Annotated in this window: 12 protein-coding genes; 7 read left to right on the top strand and 5 right to left on the bottom strand. The window is 63.1% G+C overall.

The features are described 5' to 3' along the window. Window positions 1-21 precede the first annotated feature (21 nt). Window positions 22-3,318: an autotransporter outer membrane beta-barrel domain-containing protein gene (locus BWP39_RS22600; protein WP_096724253.1), complete on the bottom strand. Its 3,297-nt coding sequence runs from the start codon at window positions 3,316-3,318 to the stop codon at window positions 22-24. A gap of 174 nt (window positions 3,319-3,492) precedes the next feature. Here BWP39_RS22600 and BWP39_RS22595 point away from each other — a divergent pair, with 174 nt between their 5' ends. Both BWP39_RS22595 and BWP39_RS22590 read left to right on the top strand, forming a co-directional pair. Continuing rightward, window positions 3,493-4,542 (top strand): aldo/keto reductase, encoded by a 1,050-nt coding sequence (locus tag BWP39_RS22595; protein WP_096724251.1) that lies wholly within the window; start codon window positions 3,493-3,495, stop codon window positions 4,540-4,542. Between the two features lie 651 nt (window positions 4,543-5,193). Next, on the top strand, window positions 5,194-7,569 hold the full coding sequence (locus BWP39_RS22590; protein ID WP_207557046.1) for a di-heme oxidoreductase family protein: 2,376 nt from the start codon (window positions 5,194-5,196) through the stop codon (window positions 7,567-7,569). A gap of 105 nt (window positions 7,570-7,674) precedes the next feature. Here BWP39_RS22590 and BWP39_RS22585 read toward each other — a convergent pair whose 3' ends face one another. Continuing rightward, window positions 7,675-8,016, bottom strand: coding sequence for a carboxymuconolactone decarboxylase family protein (locus tag BWP39_RS22585; protein ID WP_096724249.1), 342 nt, complete (start codon window positions 8,014-8,016; stop codon window positions 7,675-7,677). 116 nt (window positions 8,017-8,132) lie between these two features. Here BWP39_RS22585 and BWP39_RS22580 point away from each other — a divergent pair, with 116 nt between their 5' ends. Further along, complete coding sequence (locus tag BWP39_RS22580; protein ID WP_096724247.1) at window positions 8,133-9,086, top strand: cupin domain-containing protein; 954 nt, start codon at window positions 8,133-8,135, stop codon at window positions 9,084-9,086. A 141-nt stretch (window positions 9,087-9,227) separates the two neighbouring features. Here the strand turns inward: BWP39_RS22580 and BWP39_RS22575 are convergent, their stop codons facing one another. Beyond that, window positions 9,228-9,902, bottom strand: a complete 675-nt coding sequence (locus BWP39_RS22575) for an HAD family hydrolase (RefSeq protein ID WP_096724245.1) — start codon at window positions 9,900-9,902, stop codon at window positions 9,228-9,230. 215 nt (window positions 9,903-10,117) lie between these two features. On the opposite strand from BWP39_RS22575, the gene BWP39_RS22570 reads away from it, so the two are divergent. The 3 genes from BWP39_RS22570 to BWP39_RS22560 all read left to right on the top strand — a co-directional run bounded on the left by BWP39_RS22570 (window position 10,118) and on the right by BWP39_RS22560 (window position 12,113). After that, window positions 10,118-10,360 carry a hypothetical protein gene (locus BWP39_RS22570; protein WP_096724243.1) on the top strand — a complete coding sequence of 81 codons (243 nt, stop codon included), beginning with the start codon at window positions 10,118-10,120 and terminating at the stop codon, window positions 10,358-10,360. A 308-nt stretch (window positions 10,361-10,668) separates the two neighbouring features. Continuing rightward, on the top strand, window positions 10,669-11,274 hold the full coding sequence (locus tag BWP39_RS22565; RefSeq protein ID WP_096724241.1) for a hypothetical protein: 606 nt from the start codon (window positions 10,669-10,671) through the stop codon (window positions 11,272-11,274). A gap of 386 nt (window positions 11,275-11,660) precedes the next feature. Continuing rightward, window positions 11,661-12,113: a PA2169 family four-helix-bundle protein gene (locus tag BWP39_RS22560; protein WP_096724239.1), complete on the top strand. Its 453-nt coding sequence runs from the start codon at window positions 11,661-11,663 to the stop codon at window positions 12,111-12,113. 159 nt (window positions 12,114-12,272) lie between these two features. Here BWP39_RS22560 and BWP39_RS22555 read toward each other — a convergent pair whose 3' ends face one another. Further along, window positions 12,273-12,611 carry a BON domain-containing protein gene (locus BWP39_RS22555; protein ID WP_096724237.1) on the bottom strand — a complete coding sequence of 113 codons (339 nt, stop codon included), beginning with the start codon at window positions 12,609-12,611 and terminating at the stop codon, window positions 12,273-12,275. Window positions 12,612-13,065: 454 nt separating this feature from the next. On the opposite strand from BWP39_RS22555, the gene BWP39_RS22545 reads away from it, so the two are divergent. Then, window positions 13,066-14,577 (top strand): RNA polymerase factor sigma-54, encoded by a 1,512-nt coding sequence (locus BWP39_RS22545; protein WP_096724233.1) that lies wholly within the window; start codon window positions 13,066-13,068, stop codon window positions 14,575-14,577. Between the two features lie 117 nt (window positions 14,578-14,694). Here the strand turns inward: BWP39_RS22545 and BWP39_RS22540 are convergent, their stop codons facing one another. Beyond that, complete coding sequence (locus BWP39_RS22540) at window positions 14,695-17,127, bottom strand: mechanosensitive ion channel family protein (protein WP_096724232.1); 2,433 nt, start codon at window positions 17,125-17,127, stop codon at window positions 14,695-14,697. Window positions 17,128-17,134: the final 7 nt, after the last annotated feature.

Genomic DNA, 17,134 nt, shown 5'->3' with positions numbered 1-17,134 from the left:
CGCTCACACCGGTCTCGCCGATTACCACGCCCAGCGCACACCCGCATCTCCGAGCACCGTGCGCTGATGCGAACCCCCAAGATTCGTCTGCCAGTTCACGGTCGCATACACGCTCGCCGATTTACCCATCTTCGCGACGACGCCCGCACCGATCTGTCCGGCGGTCTGACCGACCTGCGTGCCGATTGCGGTTGCGCCGCCAAACGTAGCGCTATCGCTGGCACCAAACGAGCGCAGCACGCTGATCCGCGCGTAGGGCTGCCAGTCGATCCCGGCATGATCGAAGTGGCCCTTCAGACGCACGCCGAACCGGCCGACGAAGGTGTTGCCGTCGCTGAACGTGACACTCGACACCCCGTCGTTCAGATCGTTGATCGACAGATGCTGCCACGTGATCTGTGCCTGCGGCTCGATCGTCAGCGTTGCGTTGAGCGGAACCGGCAGACCGGCTTCAATCGATCCGCTGACCGACGTACCGTGCGTCGTGGCGCCGATGTTGTCGCGCGAGCGCGGATCGATGGTTAGCGTGCTACCCATCAGCACGGTGTCCGTGTACCAGCCGCCAGGCCCGATATGCGTCCAGTAGCCGCCGAGGCTATAGGTGTTGATCGACAGATGGCCGGCGTCGAGATTCGGTGTGCCGAGCGCGAAGCCGTCCACGTCGCCGGTCGCCCGCGCGAAGCCGACGAAGAGGCCGTAGTGATTGCGATGGCCGCTCGCGCTCCGGTCGGCGTACAGGTCCTGGCCGGCCTGGGCACCGTAGATCGAACCGTCGAACTGTGGGTTCACGGTGCCGCTCTCGCTGAGTACATCGTGGCCGCCCCATGCGCGTGCCCACGCGGCCGGTACGGTGCCGCTTTCGTCGAGCAGCGACTGGTCGCCCTGGCGATCATGGAACGTATCGATCTGCAGCAGACCGAGCTGCCTCGCCACACCGGGAATTGCCGCATACACCGGCACTTCAACCCGGTAGAGCGGTACCGGATCGGCACCGGGTGGCGGCGGCTCCGGCAGCGGCGGCGTGCCGATGGCCGGCGTCGGCGTCTCGGGCTCGGGTTCGCCGGTTGTGGGCGGTTCAGGTTGCGGCGCGACGGTATTGCGCAGATACCAGTCGTTTCCGGTACCGGTCGTCACACCGCCTTTGGCGAGGTAGTAGCTGAACGCGCCGGCCTTCACCGGCTCGGCGAGCGTGAACGCGGTAGGGGTGGTCGTCGCGCCGTTGGTGGCCTGCACGACTTCGATGCCATCCGCGACCGTTTGCGCGCCGCCGCCGCCGACATTCGTCACCTTCAGGCCGGTCGTGCCGCTGCCGGTGCCGCCGTTGATCACCAGTTTGTCGGACGCGGCGCCGTCGCCCGCAACGACGGTGTTCAGGCCGATCGTGCCGTTCTGGCCGGTGTAGTTGCCGTTCACGATCAACTGATTGCCGACCCCCGAGCCGCCGATCTGTACGAGCGATGCATTGGTCAAGGCTCCGTTGATCGTGAAGCTGCCGTTCGCCGCGCCGCTAAACGACGGAATGGTTGCGAGCGTGGCAAGTGCATTCGCAACGGCGATCGTGCCGTTGTTCATCACCGGGCCGCTTACGCTGCCGTAGCCGCCGAGCGTCGCGCCCGCGGCAACCGTTGCGCCGCCGTTACCGGCGAGTGCGGCATTCGTGTGTGCCGCGTCACCGACGGCGAGCGTGCCGGCCGACACCGTCGTTGCGCCGGTGTAGGTGCTGATGCCGGTCAGCAGCAGGTTGCCGGTGCCGGCTTTAGTCAAGGCGCCGGTGCCGGTGACCGGCTGTGCGAGCGTCGACGCAAATGACTGCGTATCGATCGTGCCGCCGCCCGCGGCGAGCGCAACCGGGCGGCTCGCCGACAGATCGAAACTCTGTGTCAGTTGCAGCGTGCCGCCATTGAAGGTGAGGCCGCCGGTTGCCGCACCGAGCGCGTTGTCCGCGCCGGTCGCAAGCGTGCCCTCGTCGATCGTCGTGCCGCCGGAGTATGTGTTGCCGCCGCTCGCCGCCGGGGCGAGCGTCAGCGTACCCGAGCCGGTCTTGTCGAGCGCACCGGTGCCAGAGATCATCCCTGCATACGTGCCGGCCGTGTCCTGAGCGAAGCGCACGAGGCCGTTGTCGGTGACGTTCTGCGGCAGATTCTGCGCATTGGCCTGCAGCGTCGCGCCCGCGTCGACCAGTGCCGCAGCCGACGCGCCGAGCGTACCGGTCAGGTCGAGCGTGCCGGTCTGCACGTGCGCGAGCGTGAAGGTGCCGCTGCCGGTCCAGTTCCACAGCGTGCCCTGCATTTGCAGGGTCTGGAAATTCGTGAATGCATTCGATGCCGTGCCGGTGCCTTGCAGGAACACTGTGTTCGAGCCGTTGCCGCCGTCGGCCGCACCGTCGATCACCGAACCGGTTTGCAGGATCAGCGAATTGTTGCCGTTACCCATCGAGATCGCGGTGCCCACGCCGCTTTGCAGCAACCCGGCATTGATGATGGTGCTGTTGCCGTTCAGCGTGCGGACCGCAGACGCGTTCTGGCTGATGATCTGGCCGCCTGCCTCGTTCTGGATCGTCGCCGTGAAACTCGACCCTACGGTGTTCGAGAACACCGCATCGGCACCCGCGCCGGCTGCGCTGATCGTGCCGCTGTTGATCAGCGTGTCGTTGTTGCCCTGCATGTAGGCGGCGGTGCTCGACGTACCTGTGGTGCTCAGCGTGCCGCTGTTCGTGATCGAGCCGCTGCCGCCGAGAATCGACGCGGCACGCGCGTTACTGCCGGTGGTCGAGACAGAGCCGGTGTTGATCAGCGTGTTGTTCGACTGGCCGGTATTCGTCTGGCCCCAGGCGGCGCTCATCCCATACGCATTCGGCCCGGCCGTCGTGATAGTGCCGTGATTGGCGAGTGTGTTGCCACTGCCGTTGGCAGCCATGCCGTCGTTGAATGCACCGCTTGTTCTGATCGTCGCACCCGCGGCATTGGTCAACGTATTGTTGTTATTGACCCCGAGCAGCACTGCGCCGCGCACGGTGCCCGAGCTGCCGCCTCCGGTCAGCGACAGCGTGCCGCTATTCGTGACCTGACTGCCGGTGTCGACACTGAAGACGGTGGCCGTCGCGCTGCGCACGAAACTACCCGAGGTCGTCGCGTCGGCATTGATCGTGACGTTCGTACTGCCGGTCGCCGCGGTCACCGGCTGCGTGACCGTGCCGTTGCAGGTGACGGTCGTTCCTGTGCCGGGTGCGTTGCTGCTGCATGCCGCCATTGCTGCGGGAATCCATGCTTTCGACAAGAGCATGAATCCGCCCACGCCAATTCCGAGTGACTTCTTCATCGTTATTGTCCTTGGGGGAGGGGAATAAGACGACGTGCACCAGAATGAGCGGGTTATACCACTACTCACGGGTGTTGGGGAATGCCTGCTGCCCGGTTCGCGGAAGGATTCTCATGGCTGCGCTATGCTGAACCCCGGGTTTTCTTCGACTCTTCGACGATAGGGGTTCTGGCAATGCGATACAACCAGCTTGGCCGTACAGGGGTATTCGTTTCGGAACTGTGCCTCGGCACCATGACGTTCGGCGGTGGCGAGGGCATCTATCAGCACATTGGCAAGTTGCAGCAGGACGAGGCTGAACGGCTCGTCGGCCGGTCGCTCGATGCGGGCATTAATTTCATCGATACCGCCGACGTCTACGCGCAAGGTCTATCCGAGCAGATTACCGGGCAGGCACTGAAGAACCTGAAGGTGCCGCGTGAGCGCGTCGTAGTCGCGACCAAGGTGTTCGGTCCGACGGGGGATGCTCCGAATACGCGCGGGGCGTCGCGCTATCACATCATCGATGGCGTGAAGGCGAGTTTGAAGCGCCTGCAACTCGATCACGTCGATCTGTACCAGATTCACGGCTTCGATCCCGCAACACCGATCGAAGAAACGGTACGGGCGCTCGACACACTCGTTCAGCAAGGTCACGTGCGTTACGTTGGTGTGTCAAACTGGGCCGCCTGGCAGATCGTGAAGGCGCTCGGTATTGCAGAACGGCACGGTCTTGCGCGCTTCGAAACGTTACAGGCGTACTACACGCTCGCAGGCCGCGATCTCGAACGCGAACTGGTGCCGATGCTGCGCAGCGAAAGTCTCGGCTTGATGGTGTGGAGTCCGCTGGCGGGCGGTTTGTTGAGCGGCAAGTACGGCCGCGAGCAGCAGGGCGAGGCGGGTAGCCGCCGCACGACGTTCGATTTTCCGCCGGTCCAGCGCGAACGCGCCTACGACTGTATCGATGCGATGCGTGTCATCGCCGATGCGAAGCAGGTGTCGGTTGCGCAGATCGCACTGGCCTGGCTGCTGCATCAGCGGGTGGTGACGACGGTGATCGTCGGGGCGAAGAAGGTCGAGCAGCTCGACGACAACATCGCGGCCACCCAGGTCGAACTGAGCGCCGACGATCTCGCCAGACTCGACGCGGTCAGCACGCTACCCGCCGAGTACCCCGGATGGATGCTCGCGCGCCAGGGCGACGCGCGGCGCGAGCAGCTTGCAAAGGTGCGGCATCCGGAGTGACGCGACAGAACACCCGGCTTTTGCAATGGTCGTGTCGGGACAGGCCCACGCGTTAACCACGTGAGCCTGTCAACGCAGGATGGTGCTTTCAGTGTTGCCCCAGTTCAGCCATTAACACGCACTTCACATTCGTTTGTGAGGAACGTGAGCGCATAAATATGCGTAATCGCACAATAGCGACGCTTCTAAAATACGGTACCCCTTAGAGACATTGTAAAAGATCATCAAAAAGCGGTATAAGTCTTTCCGAAATCGACCAGCATATAAAAATCAATCGATTTATCCAGCGGGCATGGCGATAGCCGACATAACCTGGAGAATCGGTCGAGCATTTCCTGTTACCTAGAAAGTACACAGGAAGTGGCCGTTAATCATCATGCGCCACGATCGCCTTTTACTAAAAAATTGATTCGCCTCATTAAATAAAATCCCAATATTTGGTTGCTCAATATCAACGAGACCAAGGAGCGCATCTTGAAGCGAAATTTTCCTGATCGGCTACCGCCATTCCGTCTGGCCGCTGGTGCCTTAACGCTGCTCGCGGGTGCTGCGATGCTGACTGCGTGCGGCGGCGAATCCAGTTCTGACAGTGCTGTTTCTCACAGCGAAGGTGCGCGGCCAGTTGTGGCCGCGTCTGCCCATGAGGCCTCGGTGAATGCCGATACACCTCCAGAGGTATCCGCTGCATTCGTCCAGACGCCGGTCGTGTCGCCATCGACAGGATCAGCTGCACCGCTCCCCGTGCTCACAACCTCGCCGTTTCCATTTCCGCATGACGGCGCAGGTCTGGTGCCGTTGTGGCCCGCATCGCAGGAGCCGATCGAATCGACCCAGTTCACGTTGCCGGACGGTACGCTCGTGACCCGCTTCGGTCTGGTCGGCCGCAATCGCCACGCGCGCGAGCGCGGCGAGACGTGGAACGAAATCGGCTATGGGCCAAACGATACGGTCGATGCCAAAGGCAATCCCGTCGACAAGGGACCCGGCCACTATCTGGACTTCGTGAAGAACTATTTCAAGAACCGCACGTGGGGCGTCGAGATCATCGACAACAGCCACGTGGCCGGCGTGCTCCGTCCGACCTTGCTTATCAACAACTACTTCCAGGAGGCGCAGCGCGCGGGCGGCCGTTCATTCTTCCATCGCTTCGACAGTGCCAACGTCACGGGTTTCGGCTGGATGTCGCCGGGGAAGCTGAAAGATCAATCGCTGTATGGCGTCGATGCCGCTAACTGCCCGGTCGTACCAAAACCGCCCAATGGGGCGCTTCTCCATCCCGATACCGTTCTCAACGATGGTTGCAGCGCAACGGTGGATGGCTTTCCTGGCCACGACGCGCTCAGCTACGACGCCAATGGCGTGCTTGCAGCCAGCAAGAGCGTTTCCGGCGCCACGCAGTTCTACGATTACGCGGTGACGAACGGTGTGACCGGTGTGCCTGTCGCCAGCCGGAATGTGCCCGGACGCCCGCTGAAGATCGGCGATTCCGTCGAGGTCACGCAAGCCTTCTTTTCGACACCGGAAGCGATGCTCGCCGCGGGCGACGACGGGGCCTATCACTACTACACCACCGAACTCACCTACGTGGTCGGAACCGGCCTGCGCCCGTGGTACGGCGTGCAGCCACGGCTGAACAATGCGCCCCTGCCGGACGAGACATTGCAGGGCGGCACCGGCTCGGTGTCGTACGACTACAGCGACGGCAGCGCGTTTATCTTCCAGCAGCAGCAAAACGACATCGGTATGCAGGACATGCAGCGCTTTGTCGAAGGGCGCCGTCTGCTCCATAGCAACATGACCACCGGCGAACACAACGAACCGGGCAACGATCGTGATACAGCGGTCGTGGGGCTGCAGGGGCCGAGTTTCAACCAGTCCTCGTGCTTTGCCTGTCACGTGAACAACGGGCGTAGTCCGGCGCCGGCACTGCTGAGCCAGCGGCTGGACCAGATGGCTGTCCGTGCCGCGACGATCGATGCACAGGGGCAGCAGTTGCCTGATCCGTACTACGGCGTGACAGTGCAGATGAACGGCAACGGCGCCAATGGCAAGCCTGTGGACCTCGGTCACAGCGTGCGTGTTGCGGGCTTCGATACGCACACCGTGTATCTGGCCGACGGGACACCGGTCGAACTGCGCAAGCCCAGGTTGTCTTTCGATGGCCCGGTACCGCAAGTCGTTTCGCTGCGCGCAGCCCAACCGATTATCGGCATGGGTTTGCTCGAAGCCATCCCCGAAGCCGACATCCTGGCGCGCGTGCGAACCACACCCGACGCGGACGGCGTGAAAGGCCAGGCGAACTTCGTGTTCGATCCGGATACCGGCGTCGTTCGCCTCGGCCGTTTCGGCTGGAAGGCAGGCAAGTTCAGCCTGCGCCATCAAGCCGCTTCTGCGCTGCTCGAAGACATGTCGGTCACCACGACGGTCTATCCGAGCCGCGACTGTCTGACTGGACCTGCTACATGCAAGTCCGCGCCGGCCGACAAAGGCCTCATCGACGCGGATCTGCTGTCGATCTCGCGTTACCTCGCGCTCGTCGCCGTGCCGGCACAGCGCAGTATCAAGAGCGGTTTTCCGAAGGGCGTATCGCCGTTGCCGTACCTCGACGTCGATCCGGTCAAGATCGCTGCCGGTGCCACTGTGTTTCAGACGTTGCGCTGCGCCAGTTGTCACGTCGCGCAGATGAAGACGGGTTCCGGCGACGAGTTCCAGGAGTTGCGCGACCAGACGATCAAGCCCTACACCGATCTGCTGCTGCACGATATGGGTCCGGGTCTCGCCGACAACTATGCTGAGGGCCTCGCGAGCGGCAACATGTGGCGCACGCCGCCGCTGTGGGGCATCGGCTACACGGAGCGGGTGATGGGCAGCGCGGGCAGTGTCGGCTATCTGCACGACGGACGTGCCCGCACGCTAACCGAGGCGGTGATGTGGCATGACGGCGAGGCCGCGCGCTCGCGAGAACGCTTTCTGGCGCTGTCTACAACGGATCGTCAGGCGTTGCTGGCGTTCCTGCAGTCGCTCTGATAACTGGCTTGTCCTGGGCATCGCGACTCAGGACGCTAAAACAACGTGAGCACAGAAAAAGCAGCGCGTGACTCAACGCGCTGCTCCGCCTGCCGCTGCACGTAATCAAGCGCCCTGGTATGCCGCCACTGCATCCATCGTGCGAGCCGAATACACCAACGCAGCACCTGCATTCACCGAAATCGCCACGCCCAGCGCCTCGGCGATTTCTTCGCGTGTGGCGCCGTGCTTCAGCGCTGCATCGCTATGTACCGTGATACAGCCGTCGCAGCGCAGCGTCACGGCAACCGCGAGCGCAATCAGTTCACGCGTTTTGGCGTCGAACTGACCGGTTTTCTGTCCCGCCGACGACAACATCTGATACGCCTTCACCGTCTCCGGCGAGAGCTTCGCGATTTCACCGATACGGCCCATCAGTTCTTTGCGGTAGTCGATCCAGTCCAGCATGATGACGCTCCTTGTCGAGAGTGCGCGAGCCCGATGCCCACGCGTTGACACCAGTATTGCGCGTCGCCGCGATCTCCTGAATACTCGTTCGACTCGACTTTTAGCGGGATCGTCTCATGGATACGCTGAGCCGCCTGATCGACCTGGCCCGTCCGCAAGCCAGCCTCGATCTGCGTTGTCTGTTCGCCGGCCCGTTCTCGGTCGAGCACGAACCCGAGGCGCCTGGCATTGCGCCGTTTCATCTGGTGCTCGACGGTGAATGTGTGGTCGAAACGGCGCAGAACCAGGAACCGCTACATCTACGTCGCGGCGATTTTTTGCTGTTTCCGCGCGGTGGGGCGCATCGTTTGCGCGACCGCGTAGCCGCGCCGTTGCACGACGCGGCACCATTCACGCTGTCGCACGACGGTGTGCTGCCGCTCAGGCATAACGGTGCATCGCAAGACGCCGCCGAACTCGACCTGCTATGCGGCCGTTTCGTTTACGCGCACGGGCCGGCCGCGCTGTTGCTTGGCTCGTTGCCCGATCCGCTGCACGTGTCGTTGCCGGGGGCGCACGCGCAAGACACGCTGCACACATTGATCGCGATGATGCGTGGCGAAGCCGAACGGCGTGAGCCCGGCGCACTCGCGATTGTCACGGCGCTCAGTCACGCGCTGCTTGCGCTTGCATTGCGTGCGCACAGCGGCGATAGCAACAGTGCGAATCCAGCGGCAACGCCGGGCGTGCTCGCGCTGCTATCCGATGCGCGCCTGCGTGCTTCCGTCGAGGCGATGATGAACGAGCCCGAACGCGCATGGACGATCGCCTCGCTCGGCGACGTGGCCGCGATGTCGCGCGCAACGTACGCGCGGCATTTCAACGAGCGGGCCGGCGTCACCGTGATGGATTTCCTCACGCATCTGCGCATGGCGATCGCCAGCGATCTGTTGCTGCGCACGCAGCGTAGTGCCGCGGATATCGGCATGGCGGTCGGGTATCAATCGGAAGCGGCATTCGGCAAGGCGTTCCAGCAGAGCACTGGCATTACGCCGGGACGCTACCGGCGTCAGCAGAAGCTGGGTGAATAGAGAGCGGGTTGCGAATGCAGCGCGACCGGTGAGTCTTTCCAGGAGATACAACGGTCCTGCGGTGAGCTTTTCCAGGTAGGTGAGCTTTTCCAGGATCCATCGGTTCGCGCACATTCGACCAACGCTATGTAGCGTTGCGCATCAAGGCCGCGCCGCAACCTCGTCGAGATGATCCAGCAGGTCGGCGGGATCTTCGTAGACGCGCAATGCGCCTGAGCGCTCGAGTTCTTCCATCCCATAGCCGCCCGACAGCAGGCCGACACCGAGCGCCCGGCAGCGGCGCGACGCAAGCATGTCCCAGATGCTGTCGCCGACCACCACCGAGTGTTCGATCGGCACACCGAGCCGATGGGCGGCGGCCACGAACAGATCGGGATCGGGCTTCGCGTATTTGACGTCATCGCGTGTGACGACGACTGCCTTGTCCGGATCGACGCCGAGCGCTTCGAGATTGACGCGCGCGGTTTCCATCCGGCCGCTCGTGGCAATGGCCCAGCGCGTTCCCGCCTCGGTCAATGCTGCGAGCAATTCCTTCGCGCCAGGCAGCGGGCACACTTGCGCGCGCATTCGCGTGTAAGCCTCGGCGTGCGCGCGGCGCAGCCGCTCGACCCGCTCGCCGCTGATGTCGCCACCGGTTTCACGCAGCAACTGGTTGGTGAAGAGACCGCCGCTCATGCCGATCTTGCGATGAATGCGCCACACCGACAGTTCGATGCCTTCCTGGTCGAGCGCTTCCTTCCAGGCGAGCACGTGCTGATAGACGCTGTCGACAAGGGTGCCGTCGAGATCGAACAGGAAGGACGTTTCGATACGCATGATGTTCTCCGTGGAAAGACGCAACGTTACATGATTTGCGGGTGCGGATTGCAAATAGGATCTGCAGAAATGGTGCGATGACAGATCGTATCGTGCGCTTTCCATGTTGCATCTGTGTGCCGCAGCGCAGCGAAGGCGATCGGGGCGAAAGCCCGGGGTGCGGCACGGCGCTTGCTGCCCTCAGGTGGGTTGTCACGAAGCCAGGAGGGCTCACAATGAATCTGAACTCGACACAGGTAAGGAAGAACATTCTGGTTGCTGCCTCGATCGTGCTGCTGGCGTTCGGCGCGGCGGGTTGCAAACGCTCGGACAACGGCGGTGACAGTAGTGCGGGTGGCGGCAGTAGCGGTGCCATGAGCGCGCCGTCGGCGGGTGCTTCTTCCGACACGAGCGCGGCCAGCGCACCGGCCGATGCGGGCGCAAGTGCGCCGGCTGCCGCGTCGGGCGCAAGCCAGTAACGCGAAGCGCAGGTCCGGCAGCCCGGCGCTGGGGGTTTTCGCGGCGCCGGGGTTGTCGTGTGGTTGTTGTTTTTGGATCGATGATTGGATCGATGCGCGGCGGTGGCTCGCCGGCAAGTTTTGCAATGGACCGACGCGCGCTCCCCGCGAGCGCCGTCAGGTTGCTTTTTTGCCTGTTTTCCGCACTTTTTACTGTCGGCGGGCGAATCAGTGTCTAACATTCGTGGAATGGGGACGCGCTGAAGCCGAACGCGCCCCAGCGTTGCAAACCTCGTTTTCGAACGTCAGATCGAATGGAGGAGGTTGATATGTCACTGATCGTCGCAGCACGCTTCACGACGTTTCCGGTTGCCGAGGATGCCGCACAACGGCTGTTCGACAGCGGGTTCGTCGAAGAAGACGTCACCCTGTTTTTCGTCAATCCCCGCGGGCAGCATGCACGTTTCCCGATCGGTGGCGATAGGGACAATGATCCCGCCTCCACCGAGGCACCGAAAGGCGCGGGCAAAGGCGTCACGATCGGCTCGGTGGTGGGCGCAGTCGTCGGCGTCGGGATTTTTGCCGCTTTTGCGGTTCCGCTGCTCGTGTCGCTGATTGCTGCGGGTGTCGGCGCTTATGTCGGTTCGTTGATCGGCGCGATGTCGCATACGCGTGGGGGCGGCAAGCCTGGGCATCGCGAGGTCGTTCGTCGGGAAGCGCGTGGCTCGGGTGTGCTGCTTGCCGTGCACGCGTCGCCCGATACCCAGCCTGTTGCGGCGCGTGTGTTGCGCGAAGCAGGCGGCGTTGAAGTCGAACGTGCGAATGGCCGCTGGCAGCAGGGGCGGTGGGCCGATTTCGATCCGACCCGCACACCTGTTCCTGTCGATGGGGCCACCGACGCATCCAGCGAAGGACTGCAGCACCGGTCCGCGTAGTGGATCGTCACTAAGGCTGTTGCGCCAAAAAGGCGGCGGTCCGTCACTGCGACCGCCGTGCGCTTAAACCCACAACCGCGCAACGCGCGGTTCGTCTGCGGTTTTTCGTGTTGCAAGCTCGTTTCCTCTGACTGCCGCGGTGGACTGCTGTGCGTTCCCGGCGCGCCAAGGTCCATGCCATTGGCGAAACGCGCTGCTTTACCGGCGTATGCGCGCATTCGCGGACCCTTTCGCTTCACACGATGTCTGCAATTTCTACGCGCCCAGGTCAATCCCGCCCGCACACGCGAGTGACACGCGACCGGGCACACAGCGTGCGATCCGGTTGACGGGCCCCGCTGATTGCAGCGGATATGGATGAGGACAACCGTAATCGGGAGAATCAAATGGCAACGAACATAGTGGAAGTGCTCAACGATCTGGTCGAAACATCGAAAGACGGTGAACGTGGTTTCCGCAAGGCCGCTGAGGACGCGCACGATGCGCAGCTCAAGACGCTCTTTGTCGATCGTGCCGATGACTGTGCAAGCGGCGCGCGCGAACTGCAGGACGTCGTGCTCAAGCTGGGCGGAAAGCCGGAAAGCGGCGGGAGCATCGGCGGCGCGCTGCGCCGTGGATGGGTCGATGTGAAATCGGCGGTGGGCGGGCGCAGCGATCACGCGATACTTGCCGACTGCGAGAAGGGCGAAGACGTCGCGAAGAAGCAGTACAGCGATGCGCTTGAAAGCGAGTTGCCGGCGGATGTGCGTACCGTGGTCGAGCGCCAGTTCCAGGGCGTGTTGCAGACCCACGATCGCATTCGCGATCTACGCGATCAGTATGCGGCGATGAAGTCGTAGATGAGTACGTAGCGCACTGGGGACTTGCGACGGTATAGCGTCAGGTCTCTGGTACATGCCGGTGTGTAGAAAGAAAGGCCGCCTGAATTCACAGGCGGCCTTCTTACATCCTGGCATCCAGAACGACACGCTTCGGTGCCACTCCAGACGCCAGCGCACTTATTCCGCTGCGACCTTCAGATGGTTCTTCACACCCTTCACGCCGTCGACGTTCTGCACGACGTCCTGCGCAGCCGACTTGTCTTCAGCCGACGGCACCGTACCCGACAGCCACACGATGCCCTTGCGCGTCTTCACGTGAATGTGTGTCGACTTCACATTCTTTGCGCCGAGCAGATCGGCCTTGACCTTCGTCGTGATCGTGCCGTCGTCGATATGCTGACCGACCGTTTCCGACGATGCGGGCGGTGCGGAAGCGCTCGTCTGCGCGGTAGCGTTGAGTGCAAACGCGACGCATGCGATGCTGCCAGCAGCCTTGAGGAACTGAATAGTTTTCATGGTTTCTCCTTCCGGTTGTTGATGAATGCGGCGGTTGTCAGTGCCTTGCTGCGGTCGACGTGACCGGGTTCGTTGAAGCGAGGGCATCCGTCCACGCGTATCGGGAGCGCAAGCGGTATGCCCGGGAAAATTGCGCTTGATCTACCGCATGGCCCGCGATCGATCGATACACGTCCGAGCCATGCTGCGATGCGTCGCCGACGCTGTTTGCGCGGCGCGTGGGCATTGAATTGAGCGCGGTTCGCGAGCGTCCGCATTTTTCCGGCTACTTGTAAAAATGGCGCATGAAACTTGCGCTACCGGCCTCGCGAGAAGAACAAAACTTCGATAAAACAGGAGGTTGGAGAAAGTGGCACGGGAGTTGCGTTGTAGTGATCGGAACGTATGACAGGTGTGACTTTCCGCATGGCGTCGCGATGCCGCCCTGTCATCAACTTCACAGGACTCCCTGACCATGTCGCATTCACTCGAATTACGTGCAAGACAATCGCTGACGCTGACACCGCGTCTGCAGCAATCGGTGCGCCTGTTGCAACTGTCTTCGCTCGAGTTCCAGCAGGAGCTGCGTACCGCACTCGATACCAACCCGTTCCTCGAATACGACGCCTCGCAGACCGACGATGTCGCGCTCGAAACCTCGACATCCGCATCGACCGATGCAGCGAGTGGCGACGAATCGATGCAAGCCGAGCGCGCAGGCGCGTCGGATACGGCGCCGGCCGAGATGAGCGATGCGCGCGATGCAAACGACGGCCGCGACGACTCTGCTCACGACGATCACGCGAACGATTTCCCCGGCGATCCCTATAGCCGCGGCTCATCGCGCAACAGCAGTAACAGCAGCGGAGACGGCGATGCAGACCCGGCAGCGTGGGCACGCGTACAACCCACCTTGCACGAACAGTTGCACGGCACGCTCTGCCTGTATCGTCTCGACGAACGCGACCGCGAAGCGGCGCGCCTCATCATCGAAGCGCTCGACGACGACGGTTACTTGCGCCAGTCATTTGCCGATCTCGTGACGCTGGTCGATTTCGAGCCGGCGCTGGCCGAAGACGAACTGCTGGTTGCGTTGCGGCTCGTGCAATCGTTCGACCGTCCGGGGATCGCCGCGCGTTCGCTGTCCGAATGCCTGATGCTGCAGATCGACGCACTGCCCGAAGACACGCCTGCGCGCGCCGTTGCACGCGAGATCGTCGTGCATCATCTCGAACGGCTCGCACGGCGCGAGCATGCCGAACTGCAGAAGCAGACGGGCTGCGACGCCGACACGCTGCGCGACGCCTGCGCACTCGTGCGCAAGCTCGATCCGAAGCCCGGCAACTACTATGGCCGCACCGAAGACAACTACGTGGTGCCCGACGTGATCGTGCGGCCGCTACGCAACAAGTGGACCGTGACTGTCAATCCGGCTGTGTTGCCACGCGCGCGTATTCACCGGATGTATGCGGAGCTGTTTGCGCAGTCGGCGGGCGCGAGCCGCTCGCCGCTTGCGCAGCAACTGCAGGAAGCGCGCTGGCTGATCCGCAACGCGCAGCAGCGCTTCGATACGATCCAGCGCGTGGCCGAGTGCATCGTGGCGCACCAGAAGGCGTTCTTTCAGTACGGTGAAATCGCGCTCAAGCCGCTCGTGCTGCGCGACGTCGCCGAAGAACTCGGCCTGCACGAATCGACGATTTCACGTGCAACGGGCAACAAGTACATGGCTACGCCGCGCGGCATCTTCGAATTCAAACACTTCTTTCCGCGCGAACTCGGTACCGAAAGCGGCGGGACGTGTTCGGCGGCGGCGGTGCGTGCGTTGCTGAAGGAAATGATCGCCGCCGAGAACGTTCAGGATCCGCTGTCCGACGTGACGCTCGCGAAGATGCTGGCCGATCAGGGCGTGCTGGTCGCGCGACGTACCGTGGCGAAGTACCGGCATCTGATGAAGGTGCCGCCGGCGGAGATGCGTCGCCAGGTGTGACGCGACAGGCGATCAGGGAGAGCAGGGCGTGTAGGGAGACGACGTTGTGCAGGAGCCGGGCCGGCCAGTGTGCCGGCCCGATGCATTGTGCGTGCCGGGTGAGCTGGAAACGACTTTCTACGAACCTGCGCGAGGCACATCCGCCTTCGATGCCGTTGCATCACGCTCCTCGCCGCCCTCGCGCACCCACACACTACGCTGCGGATTCGCGATCTGGATACCACGCGCGAGAAACTGCTCGGCGATTCTCCGGTTGAATTCGCGCTGCACCCCCCAGCGTGCGGTATCGCGGCATTGCACCTGGCCCGCCAGGACCATCGCCGCGCCGTCCACCTGATCGATGCCCCAGTAGCTGAAGTCGGACAGAATGCCGGCCTTGAATGCCTCATCGTTGCGCAGCGACGTGCCGATTTCCTTGAGCGTCGCAACGGCCAGATCGATGTCCTGCCCGTACGCGATGCTGACCCTGACGGCTGCATTGCCAAGCCCGCGATTCGTGTTGTTCACGGTCGTGACCGAACTGAACGGCACGGTAAACAGCGAGCCGTCACTGGCACGCAGCCGGACGGTGCGGATCGACAGATATTCGACGGTACCCGACACGCTCGCAACCGTGACCGAGTCGCCGACCTGCATTGCGTTTTCCATTAGCAAAAAGATACCGGTGATGAAGTCCTGCACGAGCTTTTGCGAGCCGAAGCCGAGTGCGACACCGAAGATGCTCGCGCCCGCGAGCAGCGGTGCGGTATTCACACCGAGTTCGCTCAAGCCCGTCAGTATGACTACCAGCGCGATCACGACGAACAGCGCGGCGCGCAGCATCGGCACCAGTGTGCGCAGACGTGCCGCCTGCGCGAAGTCGCCGCGCGCGGTCCACTGGTCGAGGCGGCGCTCCACCGCCACATTGACGGCTTCCCACACGAAGAGCGCAATCGCTGCTGCGATGGCGATCGTCACGAGCGCGGAAGCAAGCCGGTGTCCGATCGAGCCACTGCTGAAGAACTGACGCAGATCGACGCCCCATGCGAGCAGCAACAGGAACATCGTGAAGATAACGATGAGTACGGAGACTATTCTGCGCAGTAGCGGGTAGTACCGGTATGCATGCTGATGAACCAGCGATACCTCTGCATCGCCTTCCACATGAAAGAACCGCGCAAGCGCGCCGAGCAGCACGATCGATGCAACCCGCGCGCCGACCAGAATCGCGATCGTGATGCCGCCTACATGCAGCAGCGCGTGATAACCGTTTTCCACATCGAGCGCCCAGATGAACCAGAGCGCCATCACGAGGAAGATGGCGATCGCGGCCCATGCGTCGGCGAAGCCTTTGCCGACCAGCGATGCTGGGCGGTTGCGCGACGTGTGTGTGCGAATCCATTCGGCGACGGGCTGGCGGCATTGCAGGATCATCAGCGAGAGCAGCACGTGGCCGATCAGGGCGACCGCTTTGGTCAGCGCAACGTGTGCCGTATCGTTCAGGCCAAGCGCGGCAGCCGTTTCGACGATGGCCGAGCCGGCGCCGATCAGCGTGACGCTGCGTACGATCCAGCGTTGCAGCCACGCAGCCCAGGTATCGCCGAGCCGCAGCAGGCGCAGACCGGGCGCATCGGGTTGCGTGAAGAAGCCCGCCGCGATGACGATCACGCGGCAGATCACATAGATGTCGATCAGCGCGCCGATCGCCTCGTCCTGAGGCGTGCCGTCGTCGGTGAGCAGCGACATGGCGGCGCTCGCGGCGGCGACGAAGACGACGAGCGGTAGCGCCTTGATGATCAACCGAAGCAGCGCATGCGGCAGGCGCCGCAACAGGGACCAGTGGAGTTCAGCATGCTGTTTGCTGGGTGCTGTGCGTGGGGGATCGATGGTGCTTGTGGCGTGGGTCGCGTTCGCAGCGGAAGCCGAAGCCGAAGCCGAAGCCGAAGCCGAAGCCGATTCAGGCAGATCCGCCGCATCCCGCTGACGCGCAGCGAGCGCGCTACTTGCACGACGCAGCAAACGGCGCGCGAGCCATTCGAGCACCAGCGCCGGCAACAACGCTGCAAGCAACGTACCGAGCACACGGCCGAGTATCGCGCGATGCTGCGGGTTCGTCAGTTCGTCGCTCCACCATGCACGCAATGACGACACATCGAGCAGCGCAGCCAGCGAAGTGCGCAGCACCGTTACCACGTGCAGGCCCCAGTGCGCACCCTGCCGGGCGAGTTGCGAGGCGAGACCGTTGGTCTGCAGCGCGGACACTGACGATGCGCCGCTTGCCGGGCTCGCGGCCGCCGTTCCGCTTGCCGCGGGCGCGGTTGCTGATGTCGTTGCCGGGGCGGGTGCGCTGAGCGCGCCCGCTGCGGCGATTGCGCGCAACGTATCTTCGATCTGGGCACGACGCGCCGGGTTGTTCAGCACGTCGAGTGCCTGACGCGCCTGGTCCGGCGTCAGCGTGACGAGCGGAGCCGATGCCGCGAGGGCGGTGGCGGCCTGAGTCGGTGCAACGAACCCAGGCAGTGCCATGAGTGCGAACAGAACAACAAGCGAAGCGGTCAGGAGTTTGCGCATGGTTGAC

It is taken from the genome of Paraburkholderia acidicola (genome assembly GCF_002362315.1).
In the GTDB taxonomy this organism is placed as follows: domain Bacteria; phylum Pseudomonadota; class Gammaproteobacteria; order Burkholderiales; family Burkholderiaceae; genus Paraburkholderia; species Paraburkholderia acidicola.
This window is presented reverse-complemented; position numbering and strand designations above follow the sequence as displayed.

Bases quoted from the DNA above. Each gene is read 5' to 3' on its own strand.
- BWP39_RS22600 (WP_096724253.1), bottom strand. From the start codon at position 3,318: ATGAAGAAGTCACTCGGAATTGGCGTGGGCGGATTCATGCTCTTGTCG.
- BWP39_RS22595 (WP_096724251.1), top strand. From the start codon at position 3,493: ATGCGATACAACCAGCTTGGCCGTACAGGGGTATTCGTTTCGGAACTG.
- BWP39_RS22585 (WP_096724249.1), bottom strand. From the start codon at position 8,016: ATGCTGGACTGGATCGACTACCGCAAAGAACTGATGGGCCGTATCGGT.
- BWP39_RS22580 (WP_096724247.1), top strand. From the start codon at position 8,133: ATGGATACGCTGAGCCGCCTGATCGACCTGGCCCGTCCGCAAGCCAGC.
- BWP39_RS22575 (WP_096724245.1), bottom strand. From the start codon at position 9,902: ATGCGTATCGAAACGTCCTTCCTGTTCGATCTCGACGGCACCCTTGTC.
- BWP39_RS22570 (WP_096724243.1), top strand. From the start codon at position 10,118: ATGAATCTGAACTCGACACAGGTAAGGAAGAACATTCTGGTTGCTGCC.
- BWP39_RS22565 (WP_096724241.1), top strand. From the start codon at position 10,669: ATGTCACTGATCGTCGCAGCACGCTTCACGACGTTTCCGGTTGCCGAG.
- BWP39_RS22560 (WP_096724239.1), top strand. From the start codon at position 11,661: ATGGCAACGAACATAGTGGAAGTGCTCAACGATCTGGTCGAAACATCG.
- BWP39_RS22555 (WP_096724237.1), bottom strand. From the start codon at position 12,611: ATGAAAACTATTCAGTTCCTCAAGGCTGCTGGCAGCATCGCATGCGTC.
- BWP39_RS22545 (WP_096724233.1), top strand. From the start codon at position 13,066: ATGTCGCATTCACTCGAATTACGTGCAAGACAATCGCTGACGCTGACA.
- BWP39_RS22540 (WP_096724232.1), bottom strand. From the start codon at position 17,127: ATGCGCAAACTCCTGACCGCTTCGCTTGTTGTTCTGTTCGCACTCATG.